This window comes from Chitinophaga filiformis (assembly GCF_023100805.1).
In the GTDB taxonomy this organism is placed as follows: domain Bacteria; phylum Bacteroidota; class Bacteroidia; order Chitinophagales; family Chitinophagaceae; genus Chitinophaga; species Chitinophaga filiformis_B.
Window position 1 is genome coordinate 4421893 of sequence record NZ_CP095855.1, and the last position, 16262, is coordinate 4438154.

The following is a 16262-nucleotide window of genomic DNA, read 5'->3' on the forward strand; positions in this document are numbered from 1 at the left end:
AAATGAAGAATACTTTTATCGTTTTGAGTTTTACGGCTTTGTTGTGTTTCGGTTGCAAACAGTCCGGAATCAATAAGAAAAACGTAGATCCTTTTTATTCTCAAGATAACGTGTTTGATAGACTTAACATTCCATTGATAAAGCCTTATAAGCTTATTAAAGTGGATGATACAGAATGGCGCCTGGAATTACAGACAACGAGTCTGCTAACACTGTCTATACATAATGTGCAAGGGGTTGATACAGCTAAAGGAAGGATTTTTATTTATTCTAAAGGCGGTACGGAAGTAAAGAATGTTCAATATAATGAACTTTGGTTTGTTATAACTCCAGACTCTTTGCTAGAGCAATCATTTGAATCGCATGAGGCGTTTAAAGATGCGTTAAAAAAAGCAAATATTAGTAAAGCTAATTTGAGAAATCCTGACATTTTTTATAAGGAAGTACATAAGTAATATAAATAACATACCGGAGTCTACTTGAAGTGCAGAGTAGCAGCCTTATCTTTTGCTGATGTGTTTCATCCAAGAGCTTCCTTGCTGCATACACAGATCTATGGAAGCTCTTGGATGTATTTTGTTTATATCGTAAGAAGCTCTATGAGAGATGAAGGAAAGCTGAATAGCAACACATAAGAGGTCCACTTAATGGGAAATAAGAATTATGAATATTAATTTGATTTGGATATTTCATGGTATTAACGGACGGTTTGCCAGCGGTGTTTTTACCGAAAGAAAACTTGCAGAGGAATGGATCTTTTTACATAAACTAACGGGTGTTTTAACAGCATATCCCGTTAATGTTGGGGTCTTTGACTGGGCAATTAAATCAGGCGTTTTTAAGCTACAAAAGGAAGAACACTCAAATCCCGAGTTCGTAGGTAAATTTACTTCTGCCGGACAGGAGCATTTTCATTATGAGAATGGCGCTCTGGCTTGATAAGCAACAAATCAACGGTTTAGCGTGCCTGTCTCAACAAGAGGTGTTTAAATGATAGTGAAGGGAACCTGGAGCCGCGATGATATCTACCATGGAGAATGTAATGAGAAAATATGGATACATAATATTGTTTGCCGGAATGCTGGTTTACATCTTGTATAAAATTGGTGTCAGACAGGCGACCATTATGTATTTAATGAGCGATACCGTTGCTATTAGGGCCGTGATTATTGATGAGCAAAATTTTTGGGGTAATAGCCCTGTCAGTCATGAGCATTCAAATTCCTATAAGTTTTTTGTAAATGGTCAATCATATACGAATGACTCACATGACTCGAAACTTTTGCCCGGGGATTCGATCGATGTGATATACAACAAGAGATATCCATTCTTTAACCGCCCCAGGTGATGTTAAGAATATGGAACAATTAGTTTTATAATCAGCTGTGGATATTGCCTCTTGCTTGTTACATGTTGGCTTGCCTAGCCGAGAGTTTGAGATGTTAATAATCTCGCAAGTTTACTTATTATTGAGTCCCAATCCTCCATACCTATGCCTAAGAAAAAAAATCTTAATATCTCAATCATCACCTTATTATCAGCCATTTGTATCGCCGCTGCATCCTGGTGGCTATATCTCACCTACACCTACAACGAATTTACGCCCCTTGCATTAGATAAGCAGAACGGTTATGTAACTCCAGGTGTTGCAGAAGACTTCTACAAAAATCTCCGCATTGTATTGAAGTCTGAACATATCGACTATAAGCTGAACATTTTGGACCATCCCCTGATCCCCTTGAAGACAGTAAGGAACCAGGCCCTGATATGCGACCTGACAGCAAAAGCACAGGATGTTGTTTGGATGTATAAGCATATGCATGAAAAGCTTCCTTCATTTCTATGTGAAGGGAAGGGTTATCAGGGCTTTGTATTCCATAAGGAGGTAGCCCATGTTCAAACAATAGATTATGGGGACATTGAATACATTGACCTTGGCTGTAAAGACATAGAGTTAACTGAAAAGATCCTGCAACTACAGGTGGAGCAGGTGATCAAGCTACGGAAGAGATATGCGAACCTTGAACTGCCCCTGTATTACCGTCAGTATGTCGGCTATCGCAGAGAAAACGGAGATAAAATGGTCTACGTCGACCTTGTGCGGAAGGATATCGCATCGGTATCAGCATTGTTGAATGGTATCATTCGCATTTACCAGGGGCATAAGGCTAACCTGGACGCAAGAGTAAATCTAACCCAGAAGAAGGTGGAGACCTTTGAAGCCACGTTGGTAGACCGTGATGAATGAGCCCCTTGCAAATGTAAAAAGATCACAATATATTTCGCCCTGATTAAAATACAATCCATATGTCTGAGCCTCGCTCTCTCTACCTAAAAATCAAAACCAGCAAGGAAAACCTCCAAAGTTTCTTCAGCGAAAAACCAATAGCCCCGCAAATTGATCAGGATTGGACGTCATGGTGGGACAGCCGTAAAATGCACTCCAAGTCGCCCTTGACAAAAGTTCCCATCTATGCCTGGCTAAAGACGAATCGTGGTCTCGCTGACTCATATCTGTCAGATCCACAAACAGGAACGCGCGAACGGGAAACGGATCAGGGCGAATGGCAGCTGGCTATCGCATTTCTCTCTCATAACTATACGGAGATCCTGCCTATGCTGGCCTGGGTTAAAAGTATAGCAACTTACCTGGAAGCGGGTGATGAAGGTATCGCCATTATTTATGACCATTTCTGGGGAAGCGGAAGCGTGATGGCACATTTGGAGTTTGCCGGACAGCAGGCATCTTTCAGGCTGACTAATAAAACCTCCGAAATCGACCCGAATATAATAGCGGAAGCTGGTAACATGTTGATGAATGCAATAGGCCAATAACCCCTCTGCATAAATGTACTGTGCTGACTATGCATAGCCCAACACCGCCATAATTGGTAAAGTAATAACAGGAACAATAAGGAACTTACATGAGAAGCAAGTTTATTTACCAGGATGGTAAATCGAATAAATTCTGGGACATTGAAATTACAGGTAATCAGTTCACCGTTTATTTTGGTAAGGCTGGTACCGAGGGACAAACTCAAACAAAGGAATACACGTCAGAAGATGAATGTAAAAAGGCCGCTGAAAAGCTGATCGCCGAGAAGATAAAGAAAGGGTATAGCCGGCTGGCTGAAGAAGCTGCTGACCAGATACTTAGTACAGACGCAATAACTCCCGAAATTCCTGGCGATACACTCCCCCGGCATTTATTTAACGACCTGCTGGCGCTTGCCCAATATCTCGCTGATGGCAAATATCCGGGAGAACTGGAAACCGTTCCCGTAACGGACGAAAACATTGAAGAAATGGAAGCAGCTGCCGGTTTTCAGATGCCGGAAGCATTCGTTGATTTCTGGCTGGAAAAGGGCTCGCTCTTTTTTAGTAAAGACGATTTTATTTGTGCAGTATATTGTTATAATGCTGGAGGTGTTAACGGCAATAACCTGCATGGGCTCCTGACCTTCTATCAAAACTTCTACAGATGTAAGTTCAAACTGCTCGATGAAGAGGCAGGTTTCTTATCGAAGGGATGCTGGGTGTTGGGAATGATCATCAGCGGAGATGAAATGAGGATATTTGTCAGCGATCCTTTAGGGATAATACATGTTGTTCATTTCCCGCAGGCGCTAAGGAATACCAGTGATGAGGCCTTTCTACAGGCATTATCGCCTGTATTGGAAGCAAAGACTGCCCTGAAATCCATAATGGGTACTGCCGCCTTCAACACCATAACAGTTAATACAGGCACAAATGAAGCCGAAGCCGTTGGCGATGAGGCCGGGGAAGAGGACGAAAATAAAGAAACACAGGCCTTCCTCGAAAAGCATGGTTTGAAAGCTGTTTCCTATCGTGAAGCGCTGGAAGCCCTGGAATTGGATCAGTTATTTGACTACTGGGAAGATGAAGATAATTCCTATGCTGAGAATTATGAGAGTGAGCGGGAATATTTTGAAGAATACAATAACGATATTTATTACTGCGACGGGGACCTGCATATCGATGGAGATCTGAAAATCCCACATGTTAATACCGGTCTGGTTGTGGTACGTGGCAATATGACGATAGAGGGCAAGGTCGCGTCTTCCTATGGCTCCGCTTATGCCTATTATGTTACCGGCGATACGAACATTGACTTCCTGGAACTGGGATATTTCCAGAAAACAGTGGGGACCGAGACCATCCGCTATGTTGCTTACGCCTGGGCCGAGGATGATGAAGTGGTACATTCCATGCCCACCCGGACCGTCAATGCACCCTATTTCTTCTCCTGGTTCTATGGCCTGCACTGTTTTGAGTTTGCACCGGAAACGCTGATCACAGCCCTGTACAATTATGATGAGCTAACGGCTTATACAACAGACAACGCCTTCCTTGCCTGGCATGATTATGCCTATGCATTCGTTCCGGAGCTCTGTTATACATTGGACGAATCCCATCATGATACACTGAATATCAATACACGATCAGTGTACGAGGCGCTGAAGAGCAATCAGCCCGTTTTACAGAAAGGCGTCACTTTAGAGGGTATTAAACTGACCCGTGAAGGTGTGCGACTGAAGGATCAGGAGGATGTTGCGGGGGCGTATCAGCTTTTTAAAGCCGCATTCACAAAATCTCCGGGTTACTATCTTGCCTATTATCATGCAGGTAAATGCCTGTTTGAGCAGAAGGCTTATAAACAGGCCATGGAGACGTTTGTCAAAGGTATTCCTTACACACCGGAGAAGGTGAAATATGAGCTGGCCTGTATGGAGGAAGCTGCTTTGTGTGCCGTACAGATCGGTGAATATGAGAAGGCTATCGAATTAGCGCATCGGGCACTGCAAAAGAGCAACTCAGCGTATTTTGCCCTGAGGGTATTGGGAGAAGCATTGATCTATCAGCAGCAACTGGATGCAGCCAAAGGTTACCTGGAACGATCTGTTGACATAAAGAGCATCTTTACGAACAACTGGTTACTGGGATTGGTTTATCACCTGCAGGGGGACGGGAAAAAGGCGGATAACTATTACAAAGAGGCTGCCCAAAAGAGCAGCAGAGCGCAACCTTATACGGAGCATACCAGTCTCCGCTATATATACGGTGATGCTGTGACCGTGAACTGGGATGCGCAAGCCCCGGTGTCGGCAGTAAAAGACCAGGCATACTGGGATCAGTACTTTACTGACATGCTGGCTAAGTATGGTCCGGATATGTATAAAAAGACCGGGAAATTCCCCGATGAATGGCTTGGCGCCAAGCTGTTAAATATCCCGGAACAATACCGTACCAGAGATATGCTACAGGCTTTGCTCGAACATCAGACGAAAGGTGAATACGACGTAAGGGGACGGGTGATCACGTATTTCAAACCGGAACTGTATACGCCGGCTATTATCCTGCTGGCGGTCAACAGGGAGGAGCCCTGTTTCTACCAGGAGATCCCTGCTGCATTCCTTTCAGAAGAGATCTACGCGGTACATCCGCATGGCATAGACCTTTCCTGTGTGCCAGAGGAGCATTTAACCTATGATCTATGCTTCCGTGCAGTAAGTGGCAATCAATACAACTATAACCATGTACCGGCCGCATTCAAAGACGAGCGGATGAATGTTGCGCTCATCGCCGGCGGCAATCTGCAAAGTACGCACTGTAAGGATCTGCCTTCAAAATACTATACCAATACATACATTATACAGGCCATTGACCTGGGTATTCATGTAATTAAAAACATTCCCGCGAAACTGGTAGATACTGAAATATACCAGTATGCTGTCAGAAAGTACGGGCAGGATCCTGAGTGGCCTTTTATTGTTGAACTGTACGACAGGGAGAGATGGCGTTTTGGATCTCAGTCTGATATGGAAAGGATGGGAAATAACGTAAAAAAATATGGTATGGACATCTTCGAATATGTAGAGATGGATCGTATCAACAAACATAGCTTTGCTTATTACAGGAAGCACCTTGGACAGTTACCCGGATTCAATGAGAAGGCGGCAGCCGCCGGTTGGGAAGAGCGTAGCAAGATAACGGATGAATACTTTGTGCAAGCGGAGTTTGACTATGATACTTTCAGTAAGGTTTGGGCCTGCTTCTGGGATGAAGACTTCATTATTAAGGCCATCACCGACAATAAATCCGGCAACAGTGAACGCATCTATGATGTGCCACAGAAATACCTGACACAGAGGATCTGTGATATTGCGGTGAAGATGAACTCATACGATTTTGAGTTTGTGCCGAAACATTTTGTAACACAGGAAATGTGTGAAACGGCTTGTTCGCTGGACTATGGCACGGCACTTGAATATGTTCCCCTGCCAATGCGTACAGCAAAGGTATGCGAACTGGCAATCCGCCGGGATATCACTAACATTAAATTTGTACCCCTTGCGTTGCGTACCATAGATTTTTGTGCCGGCGCAGTTTTGAGCGATCAGCAACTAAGTAAGTATATTCCGCACGCACAATATGCTGCAGTCTATGAAATGCTTGTTAAGAAGTACAAGAACAGGTTTGCCGCGGATTATCTGCTTTTGAACCAGGGATTGGGACTGATCATGGATAAGAGGTATGAAGAGGCAATAAAGCAATTATCGGAGGTCGAAGGTATTAAGAACGTTGAGCCGTCTTACCTGCATCAATCTGTTTATTATCTCGGCTGGGCTTATCATCTTCAGAACAATACAGTTAAGGCTACCGAATATTATCGTAAATCGCAGGATATCGCAAAAACGCAGAAAATTGAGGATGAAAATTGGTTGACATATCCTTATGCCAGCTTCCGGTTGCCCGATGTGCCAGGTGTATATGAATTCAGCCGCGAAGAATTTAAGCGGCAGATGCACGAAGCAACATTACTGGTGCAAGATAAAAATTATACGCAGGCAATTGAAATACTAGAACAGGCAGAAAAGCTGCTCAGGGATGCACAATGTTCTGAAATGAGCTTGTGGGCATATGTATGGGATTACCAGCGTTACGCGCTCTACGAAGCCGGCAGGAAAGAGGAATCGCTTGCATTGTGCCGCAACACTATTACTGAACTGGGTAAGCTCACTTTGTGGGATTACCTGGAAGAGTTCAATCCTATCCGCGCCGCACTACGCAGTGCACACAATAACCTGGCTTACCATTGCTACGAAACAGCAACAGATCTGAAAGGAATAGAGGAGGGAATTAAGCACATAAAAATAACCATGAAGACGGTATCGCCGATTGAGGAAAAGGGTGTGCTGAATCTTTTTTATGAAACACATGCCCTGCTCTTAAATAAGGCAATGAGCTTTGATCCGGCTTATAGGAAAGATCTGGAAAAGGTGGTTGCAAAGATCAGTAAACTGAAGCTGAAGGAGAAGGGATTATTAAGTGATGAGTATATTGAGCATGTGAAATTGTAGTGTCTGAAGTATTTACAGGAAGGCCTGGTTCCATAAGAGACCAGGCTTTTTTCATGTATGCGCTTCTCTATGGCAGCTGGCGACTATAACCAGCCTTGTGGCGCAAATACCCCCCATCATTGTCGATTTCCCCACCGCAACGCCAGCAGAGGATGGCCTATTTTTGAGCAACAAATATTTCAATTATGCGCAAACTAATTATGAAGATGTCGATATCAGTCGACGGTTTTGTTGGTGGTCCAAATGGAGAGAACGATTGGGTTTTCAGGAGCTCGGATGAAGCGTCAAGGGAGTGGAGCCTCGGGCAGGTGGCAGATGCTGGCCTGATTATTATGGGCAGGAAGTCGTTTGAGATAATGGCTCCTTACTGGCCAACTGCAACAGGGCCTTTTGCCGCCCCGATGAATGAAATTCCCAAGGCCGTATTTACCCAAAAAGGATTTAAGGTCCCTCCCGCCGATGCTTCTCTGCCAGCAACTGAGTCCTGGGCTAAGGCGCGGGTCTTCGACGGCGATCTTGCCGAAAGTATTCAGCAACTGAAACAGGAGCCAGGAAAGAACATAGTTGCATTGGGCGGCGCTGGTTTTATGCGCAGCCTGATAGATACTGGCCTTATTGATGAATATCATCTGGCTGTGCATCCCGTGGCATTAGGCGCCGGACTACCAATCTTTACCGGTCTTGCAAAGTCGCTGGACCTGAAACTGGTAGCCGTGAAGGATTTTCCTGGTGGCATAGTCGTTCATAATTACCTGCCCGCGTAAGGCCTGGGGGATTGTGGTATAATGCAAGTAATGCCTATACTGCACTAAAAGTGATAATATAGATAATCAGCAATTTTTCTGAAGGGAATCTTCCTGTCGGCTGCATTACGTCCGCTCTTCAGTATTGAATCCATATCGGCAAGAATTACTTTGGACCGTGCAAACCTGTCGTGACCCAGGAAATCTGTTTTTTCCGCCACAGCATCTATAATATCGATATTCCTGAATGTGTAAATGGGCGGCGGCATGCCGACTTCACCCAGTCTCAGGTTACCATGGATCTTTTTGGATGCAAGTAAAGCCCAGTCGTTTCTGGCAGAATATACAGTAACATGTTTTGCTTTTTTCACAATGGCATCCGCGTAACTGATCTTAAATAGATCAGCATAAATATCCGGCGCCGCCATAATCACCTGGTCAATTTTTAGATTTGTGGTGTCGTTTTCCAGTTGTAAAAGTGCATAACTGATTAGCCGGTTACCCATGCTATGTGCAATCAGGTGAATATTTTTAAACTTTCCTTCTTTTGATATGCGTTTCAGGAAGTCCTTAAATGCGGGAACGGCTAACTGAACTTTATCTTCGTCGGATATATAGTTAGCCGTTTTTCCATTTGAAGACCAGCTAAACATGATAGGAGTAATTGGCAGATGGATGTCTACTGCTAATTGAGCTGTTCTCAGTGCAGCGTCTTTAAAGCTGTTATTATATCCATGGACAAAAATAAATGCATCTTTACCGCTCGCTGCAAGTTTTAGCATTGAATTGAATTCACTATCCGTTAAAACCCTGATTTTCCTTTGTATCATATGCTTGTTCGGATCCTCTCTAAACTCCAGTTTCCATATACTGGGTGTTTCAGTTATTCCGGCTTTATGATTTGGCGGAACAGATACTATTGTGAATCCGACATCATATTTAACAGATCCCGGATTGCCAGGCTGATTCCCGTATTGGACCTGATCTTTTCCATAGCTTATAGCCTTCCTGTCGGTACCATATAATATTTTGACTGCCGTGGCAGTTGCAGGCTTTAAAGAAGTAGAGTCGTGCGCATCGTAACCGGGTGGTGGCACCGTAGCCGATGCCTCCTCAGAAATTTCCCTAGCCGAGACGCTGGAATCGCGTGCTTCTTCCTGAGAATATACCGGGGACCTTTTGCGTGTACTTGTACAGGACGTTATGAGCCCGATTAACACTAACAGCGATAAGGTAAGCGTGTTTTTCATTGTTTTGCTGGATTTAAGTCACATGATTGGAATCAATATACCCAAAGTTGCTTCGGTGCTTTAGTGATGGGGTATGATGAATATCTGGTTGGACGTTTCCCGCGGGGGGTATATCCCGGAAGTGCCCGGCTATTGGACGGGCGCCTGTGGCTGTAACCGGAAAGCGTTGACATTTTCCTGCGGTTTTTACTCCCGAAAATTAGGAAAGAATAATGGTAGGAAAAATACAAACTAGTTGGTATTTATCGTCGGGATTGTGGAGAGTAAGGGGGCCTGTGAAGCGCCTGGATGCGCCGTGCTCCATCCGGAGTACCGCGGTTATGGCCATAGGTTTCACCCCCGGCATTTAACCCGCATTAGATGTAGCTGACACTAGAAAATTTTTTAATAAATGTTTTGAAATATACGTTATTGTCCGTAGGTTTATGCCTGAGTTAATTTCGCAACAAATTAGCAACCTTAAGAGACACTGCAACCGAGCATTGTTGCCCAGTAAACCAAAAACAAAATTCACATATTGATGATTTGATGTTGTGACGAACAACAGCCTATCTTTCACGTAGCATATAACAGTAAAACTCTTCTAATGAAATCAGTTATCCCTATGGGCAATATCAGTCCCCGGCTGCACTATGCAATATATAAAAGCATGAACATGTATATCCGTTAACAGGCTCCGGCCCGGCACATAATCATATACCTGCGATTTCCTCTTCTCACTGAGGAACCAGACCCTTATTTCCTATACTTAAATATACTTTCAATGATACTGAAGACCGCTGCGAAAGGTAAGAAAGCATTTGCCATTGCCATGCTCATCTTACTTTATTGTGATGCAGTATTGCCCGCATACGCATTTGCTGCGCCGCGGGCGCCCCGGCATTTCAGCCATACTACGGTGAGCAGCACACGAAAAACATTGCCTGCATCTATTGTTGCTGCCGATGTGGCCTTAAATGAGCAGACAAGTGAAACACACTATGGCGGCCCCGGACAGCCAGAAAGCCAATCCTTCCATTCAGTGAACGGCGACAATATGGTAGATCTGTTCTCCGGCGACTTCTCCTACAAGATCCCCCTGATGGACGTTGGCGGCTATCCGCTGGCGCTTGGTTACAGCAGTGGGATCTCTATGGACCAGGAGGCCAGCTGGGTGGGCCTGGGTTGGAACATTAATCCAGGATCCATCACGAGGAATATGCGCGGACTGCCCGACGATTTCAACGGTACGGACACCATACAGAAGGCGTCCAATATGAAGGCTAACAAAACGATCGGGGTAACTTCCGGTGCAGATGTGGAAGTTACAGGCCTTAGCAAGTTTGTGGGCTTCGGCATAGGCGGTAGTATGGGCGTATTGTACAACACTTATAAGGGCTGGGGACTGGAAACAAGCGTGAACGCCAATATCAATGTGGGCTCGCGCAGTATGGGTACCTTAACCAGCGGCCTGTCTATTACCAACAGCTCGCAGGAAGGAGTCACGCTCGGTACTTCCTTCAGTTATAAGTTTGCCGATCAGAAAGCTTCGCAGGAAGGCGGCATGAGTGGTAGCGTATCTACCGGGCTTTCCTACAACGCCCGTGAAGGAATGAAAGCGCTGACGTTCTCGGCAGGCCTGCGGCAATATTCTGCAGATGATAAGAAAAACAGGGAGGTTGCTGAACATGGCAGCACTATGTCGAGCTATATCTCTTTTGCACAGCCGGCCTTTACCCCCACCATGAACATTGCCTACACCAATACATCATTCAGTTATACAGCGAAGATCGGCTATGAAACAAAAGTGGTGCATCCCAGTTTTTATGTATCAGGATACGTATCCCTCCAGGACATTGCGGATGAAGATAAACGCCTGGCATTGCCGGCATATGGATATCTGAACTATCAGAAAGCGAATGGCAACGAGGGCGCCTTACTGGATTATAACCGTGATAAAGAGATCGCTTACAGGGAGAAACCTGCTGTGCCCAATATAGGCGTTCCTTCCTACACTTACGATGTGTTCTCCATCTCAGGAGAGGGCAATGGTGGTATGTTTCGCGCTTATCGCGGAGATATAGGATATGTATACGATCATGCCATGAGATCAAAGGATAAATCGTCCAGGCTGAGCACCGATGTGGGTATCGGCGATCTCGTACACGGTGGTGTTGACCTGAGCCTGACCCGCGCCTATACGCAGGTAGGCCCCTGGGTGGAACAGAATCCCCTGGCTACTACCGTGGCATTCAGGAAGTCCGACAAGACATTTGAAAGCGCTTACTTCAGGAACCCCGGCGAGAAGACCGGCAATACTAAAGCATTTTATGATGCTATTGGGGGCGATGATGTGGTGGCTGTAGACCTGCACCAACCAGGAAACAGCAGTCCAACTATTGAGGCTACCAATACACTGAATGCTTATCGCAATAAAAAGCTGGTAGCAAAGAAAACGCTGACACCTGACAACGTGTATAAAGCAACACGCGACAAACGCAGCCAGGTCATTTCTTACCTTACGGCCAGCGAAGCCAGTGTTGGCGGACTTTCAAAATATATTGAGAACTATACACCGAACCTGTTCAGCCTGAATAGCTGCAGCGTTGATTTTCCTGATAATGTCAACGGGCAGGGCGTAGGACTGAAAGCAGAATATTATAAAGGAAAGAAATTCGAAGAGAAAGTACTCGAACGTATAGACCCGGTGGTGAACTACAACAACAAAGGCGAGTTCACCGCTACCGCACCTGCGGGCGTCAACCTGGACAACAACTTCTCTGTACGCTGGACGGGCCGGCTGAAGGCAGATGTTACAGGGCCTTACCGCATCAGCACCCGCAGTGATGATGGCGTAAGATTATACCTGAACGATACATTGCTGATAGACCGTTGGAATGATCACGGGGAGAAACAGGATACTGCCTGGGTGAACCTGGTGGCAGGTGAATTATATAATATAAGGACAGAATATTACCAGGCGGGTGGACGTGCAGTAATGAGAATGCTGTGGAAGCCATTAGGCACTACAGAGGTGCCCATTCCCACTTCCAACCTCTACCTGATGCCGGATAAAGACACCTTCGTAGTAGGTAATGGTCTCCTCTCGAGAGAGAAACGTGTGAACCAGTTCCGCAAAGCTGACCATATTTCCGAGATCAGTGTGCTGAATACCGATGGTCGCCGTTATGTATACGGTATTCCCGTGTACAACCTGAAACAAAAAGATGTTACCTTCTCAGTGGCTGCCAGTGGTGGTAACAGGAACGAAGGAATGGTGAAATATGCCGCAGGTTCCGACAATACACTCGGTAATAATAAAGGCAATGACAATTATTTCAACAGTGAGGAGTTTCCGGCCTTCGCGCATTCTTTCCTGCTGACAGGTATAGTGTCGGCCGATTATGCTGATGTTACCGGCGACGGTATCTCTGATGATGACCTGGGAACGGCCGTTAAGTTCAACTATACAAAGATCGCCGGTATTAAGAATCCTTACCAGTGGCGATCACCAGCCAATGACAGTGCCGCCTACAATGAAGGGCAGAGAACTGATAACAGGGACGATAAAGGCAGTTATGTAACTGGTGAAAAAGAACTCTGGTACCTGCATTCCATAGAGTCGAAAACAATGATCGCTACCTTCAGGACGAGCGAACGTGAAGACCTGCCCGCCGTCAACGAGAACGGTGTAAAGCAGTCCGGCCGTGTAGCCCGCAAACTGGATGAGATCAACCTGTATGCGAAAGCAGATTTTCAGAAATATAATACAGGCGCTAAGCCTATTAAGACCGTTCACTTTGAATATACCTATGAATTGTGTCCCGGTGTGAACAGGCCCTTGAACAATAACGGCAAACTGACACTGAAACGTGTCTGGTTCACTTATAACGGCAACGACAAGGGAAAGAAGAATCCTTATGTCTTTAATTACAATAGCAACAACCCGGTATATAATGCTAAGTCGTATGACCGCTGGGGAAATTACAAACCATCTTCGCAGAACCCCGGTTACACATCTTCTAACCAGATCAACAATGCCGAGTATCCCTATGCATTGCAGGACAGTGCGCTGGCGGCCGCTAATGCGGCAGCATGGACGCTGGATTCTATCATATTGCCCGGTGGCGGTCGCATGAAGATTGATTATGAGAGTGATGACTATGCGTATGTACAGAACAAGCGTGCCGCGCAGATGTTCAGGGTGGCCGGCTTTTCCAATAGTGCACCTGCTAATATGAACGATGTAAATCGCTCGCTGTATGGTCTTACCGACTACCGCTATGTTGCTGTCAAGGTACCAAAGCCGGTCAGCAGCAAACAGGAGATCTATACCAGGTACCTGGAGGGATTGAATGGCCGCTTATACTTCCGCTTATTCGTACAGGTGCCGGGCGATAAGTTTGGTGGTGGTGGTGAATACGTGCCTTGCTACGCTGTGATCGACGATAATGAATATGGCTATTTCAACAATGGCAATACGATCTGGATCAAAGTAAAAGCTATCAATGCAAGCGGCGATACAGGCGAGGTAACGAGCATATTCAGTCCGATGGCGCAGGCCGCCATTCAATACCTCCGTCTGAACCTGCCTTCTAAAGCCTATCCGGGATCGGATACGGGAGACGACTTCGAATTCTCCGATGCAGTCAAGATCCTGCTGTCACAGGCGGATAATATCAATAATACATTCCTCACCTACAACGTGGCTGCCAGGGCAAAAGGATGGATGCGCGACATCGATACATCGCGCACCATGGTAAGACTGGATAATCCATTCTATAAGAAATACGGCGGTGGCCTTCGTGTAAAACGTGTTAAAATATACGATAACTGGAATGCCATGACCAAACAGAAGGAATCTGTATATGGCACTGAATACCAGTACACGACCACGGTTGAAGTGAACAGGACGCCTGTAGAGATCAGCAGTGGTGTGGCCAGTTATGAGCCGATGATAGGCAATGAAGAAAACCCCTGGCGTCAGCCATTGGAATATAAACAGCAGGTAGCTGCATTGGCGCCCGTGAATATGGGCTATACCGAAGAGCCTTTGTGTGAGGCCTTCTTCCCGTCGCCATCGGTTGGTTACCGGAAAGTAAGGGCGCGTTCCATCAATTCAAAGAATGTGCGTTCTGCCAATGGCTTTGAAGAAACCCGCTTTTTTACCACTTATGATTTCCCGGTATTGACCGATATGACCCTCGCAGCAGATGGCAAAAAACGCTTTAAGCCGGCGCTGGCCAATTTCCTGCGTATCAACGCAAAACACTTTGTGGCAGTGAGCCAGGGCTTTAAAGTGGAACTGAATGATATGAACGGTAAAATGCGCTCCAAAGGTATGTATGCGGAAACGGATGCTGATAACCCGGTATCCTATACAGAAAACTTCTACAGAACAGAAGCACCGGCTGCTGAGTTCAAGCACCTGAGCAGTACCGTTATCACTATCAGTCCGGACGGTGTTGTGGATACGGCCGCTACAGTGGGAGAAGATGTGGAACTGATGCTGGATATGCGTCACCAGAAGAGTGTGACCAATTCTAACAACTTCAACGTGAATGGCGATTTCTTCTCATTCAGCCTGCCGCCGGTATTCCTCATCCCTACACTTTGGAACCTTGCACAGAGGGAAGAAGTATTGTTCAAGTCTGTCGCAGCCACTAAGGTGATCAGCCGTCATGGTTTGCTTGACAGCATTGTAGTCATTGATAAAGGAAGCAGGGTGGTAACCCGCAATATTGCATACGACAACGAGACCGGCAATGTGGTACTGACCAGTACCCAGAACCTCTTCGGAGATCCTGTTTATAATTTCAGCTGGCCTTCCGGATGGACCTACGAAGGCATGAGCGGTGCGTATAAGAACGTGAACGTGGTGCTGGATAATATTTTCATCTCCGGGGGTAAGATCACAAAGGGGCTTGCAGCGAATACGGAAGCTGATTATTTCAGTAGCGGCGATGTGATACTCGTAGGCTCAAGATTGAAGACGGGAGGCGCGGAATGTACGCCTGATATAGCCACATTCCGTACCAGCAGTGTACTGTATGCGGTAGATGCCAATGCCGTGAATGGCGGCACGCCTGATATCTATTTCGTGGATGCGGACGGTGTACCCTTCTCAGGCAATGATGTGATGATGAAAGTAGTGCGTTCCGGCAGGAAGAATATGAGCCTGGCTGTTGGAGATGCGTCCATGCTCAGCAATCCGCTGGTGAAGCAGGGTGATAAATACCAGCTGGTGATAGATGCCAGCTCGAGAGTGATCAAGGCGAATGCAGTGGAATATAAACAGGACTGGCAGGTGGCCGATAAGAAGAAACAGAAGGCCGTTTGCGCTAATTAATTGACTACATAAAATCAGATGATATGTTTATAAAGAGATTACTTGTGCTGTTGATGATACTTGCCGGCGCTTATGGTATGGTGGAAGCACAGGGTGGCAGGCCACCGGTGGCTGGTACCTGGGAGGTAGTAAAGATAGAGACCCGCCTGTTCTCGCAGCAGGATCACCGGCTGTTGGAGGAGAAGACTTTGACGAAGGCAGAAGAGTTTAAAAACCTGACTGGTTTCGTGCCGATGAAGATTGCAGTGGATGGGGACAAGTGTATGATCACCAATGCGTCGGGATTCACCGAAACGGGTAAATATAAGATAGAAGAGAAAGGTATCCTGTTGTATCAGAAGGCGCTGCCGCCAATGCCGGAAAATAGGATGCCCGGCATTCCTTCTCCCGAAGCGCCATATCTGCCCTACCGCTATAAAGTGCAAAGTGGCGGGACCTTGTTGCTGGAACTACCGGGCGCCTCCTTCATGGATAAGGCCAGCAATGTTCCGGTTGTACTGGAATGTACCTGTTACTATAAAAAGAAACAGTAGTTCGTTAACCGCTTTATCGCTATACC

The 16262-nt window shown here is 45.9% G+C and carries 9 protein-coding genes; 8 read left to right on the forward strand and 1 reads right to left on the reverse strand.

Annotated elements, in window-relative coordinates; translation table 11 throughout:
• Positions 1–2: 2 nt before the first annotated feature.
• The 6 genes from MYF79_RS17495 (at position 3) to MYF79_RS17520 (ending at position 8146) form a co-directional block, all read left to right on the forward strand.
• Positions 3–455 (forward strand): hypothetical protein, encoded by a 453-nt coding sequence (locus MYF79_RS17495; RefSeq protein WP_247808943.1) that lies wholly within the window; start codon positions 3–5, stop codon positions 453–455.
• Positions 456–663: 208 nt separating this feature from the next.
• Positions 664–939: a hypothetical protein gene (locus MYF79_RS17500; RefSeq protein ID WP_247808944.1), complete on the forward strand. Its 276-nt coding sequence runs from the start codon at positions 664–666 to the stop codon at positions 937–939.
• A 553-nt stretch (positions 940–1492) separates the two neighbouring features.
• Positions 1493–2248, forward strand: a complete 756-nt coding sequence (locus MYF79_RS17505) for a hypothetical protein (RefSeq protein WP_247808945.1) — start codon at positions 1493–1495, stop codon at positions 2246–2248.
• A gap of 59 nt (positions 2249–2307) precedes the next feature.
• Positions 2308–2835 carry a hypothetical protein gene (locus MYF79_RS17510; RefSeq protein WP_247808946.1) on the forward strand — a complete coding sequence of 176 codons (528 nt, stop codon included), beginning with the start codon at positions 2308–2310 and terminating at the stop codon, positions 2833–2835.
• Between the two features lie 89 nt (positions 2836–2924).
• Positions 2925–7382, forward strand: coding sequence for a WGR domain-containing protein (locus MYF79_RS17515; RefSeq protein ID WP_247808947.1), 4458 nt, complete (start codon positions 2925–2927; stop codon positions 7380–7382).
• Between the two features lie 185 nt (positions 7383–7567).
• Positions 7568–8146 carry a dihydrofolate reductase family protein gene (locus MYF79_RS17520; protein ID WP_247808948.1) on the forward strand — a complete coding sequence of 193 codons (579 nt, stop codon included), beginning with the start codon at positions 7568–7570 and terminating at the stop codon, positions 8144–8146.
• 44 nt (positions 8147–8190) lie between these two features.
• Here MYF79_RS17520 and MYF79_RS17525 read toward each other — a convergent pair whose 3' ends face one another.
• On the reverse strand, positions 8191–9375 hold the full coding sequence (locus MYF79_RS17525; RefSeq protein ID WP_247808949.1) for an alpha/beta hydrolase: 1185 nt from the start codon (positions 9373–9375) through the stop codon (positions 8191–8193).
• Positions 9376–10138: 763 nt separating this feature from the next.
• On the opposite strand from MYF79_RS17525, the gene MYF79_RS17530 reads away from it, so the two are divergent.
• Together MYF79_RS17530 and MYF79_RS17535 are read left to right on the forward strand one after the other, a co-directional pair.
• Positions 10139–15703: a PA14 domain-containing protein gene (locus tag MYF79_RS17530; protein ID WP_247808950.1), complete on the forward strand. Its 5565-nt coding sequence runs from the start codon at positions 10139–10141 to the stop codon at positions 15701–15703.
• A gap of 23 nt (positions 15704–15726) precedes the next feature.
• On the forward strand, positions 15727–16236 hold the full coding sequence (locus MYF79_RS17535) for a hypothetical protein (RefSeq protein ID WP_247808951.1): 510 nt from the start codon (positions 15727–15729) through the stop codon (positions 16234–16236).
• Positions 16237–16262 lie beyond the last annotated feature (26 nt).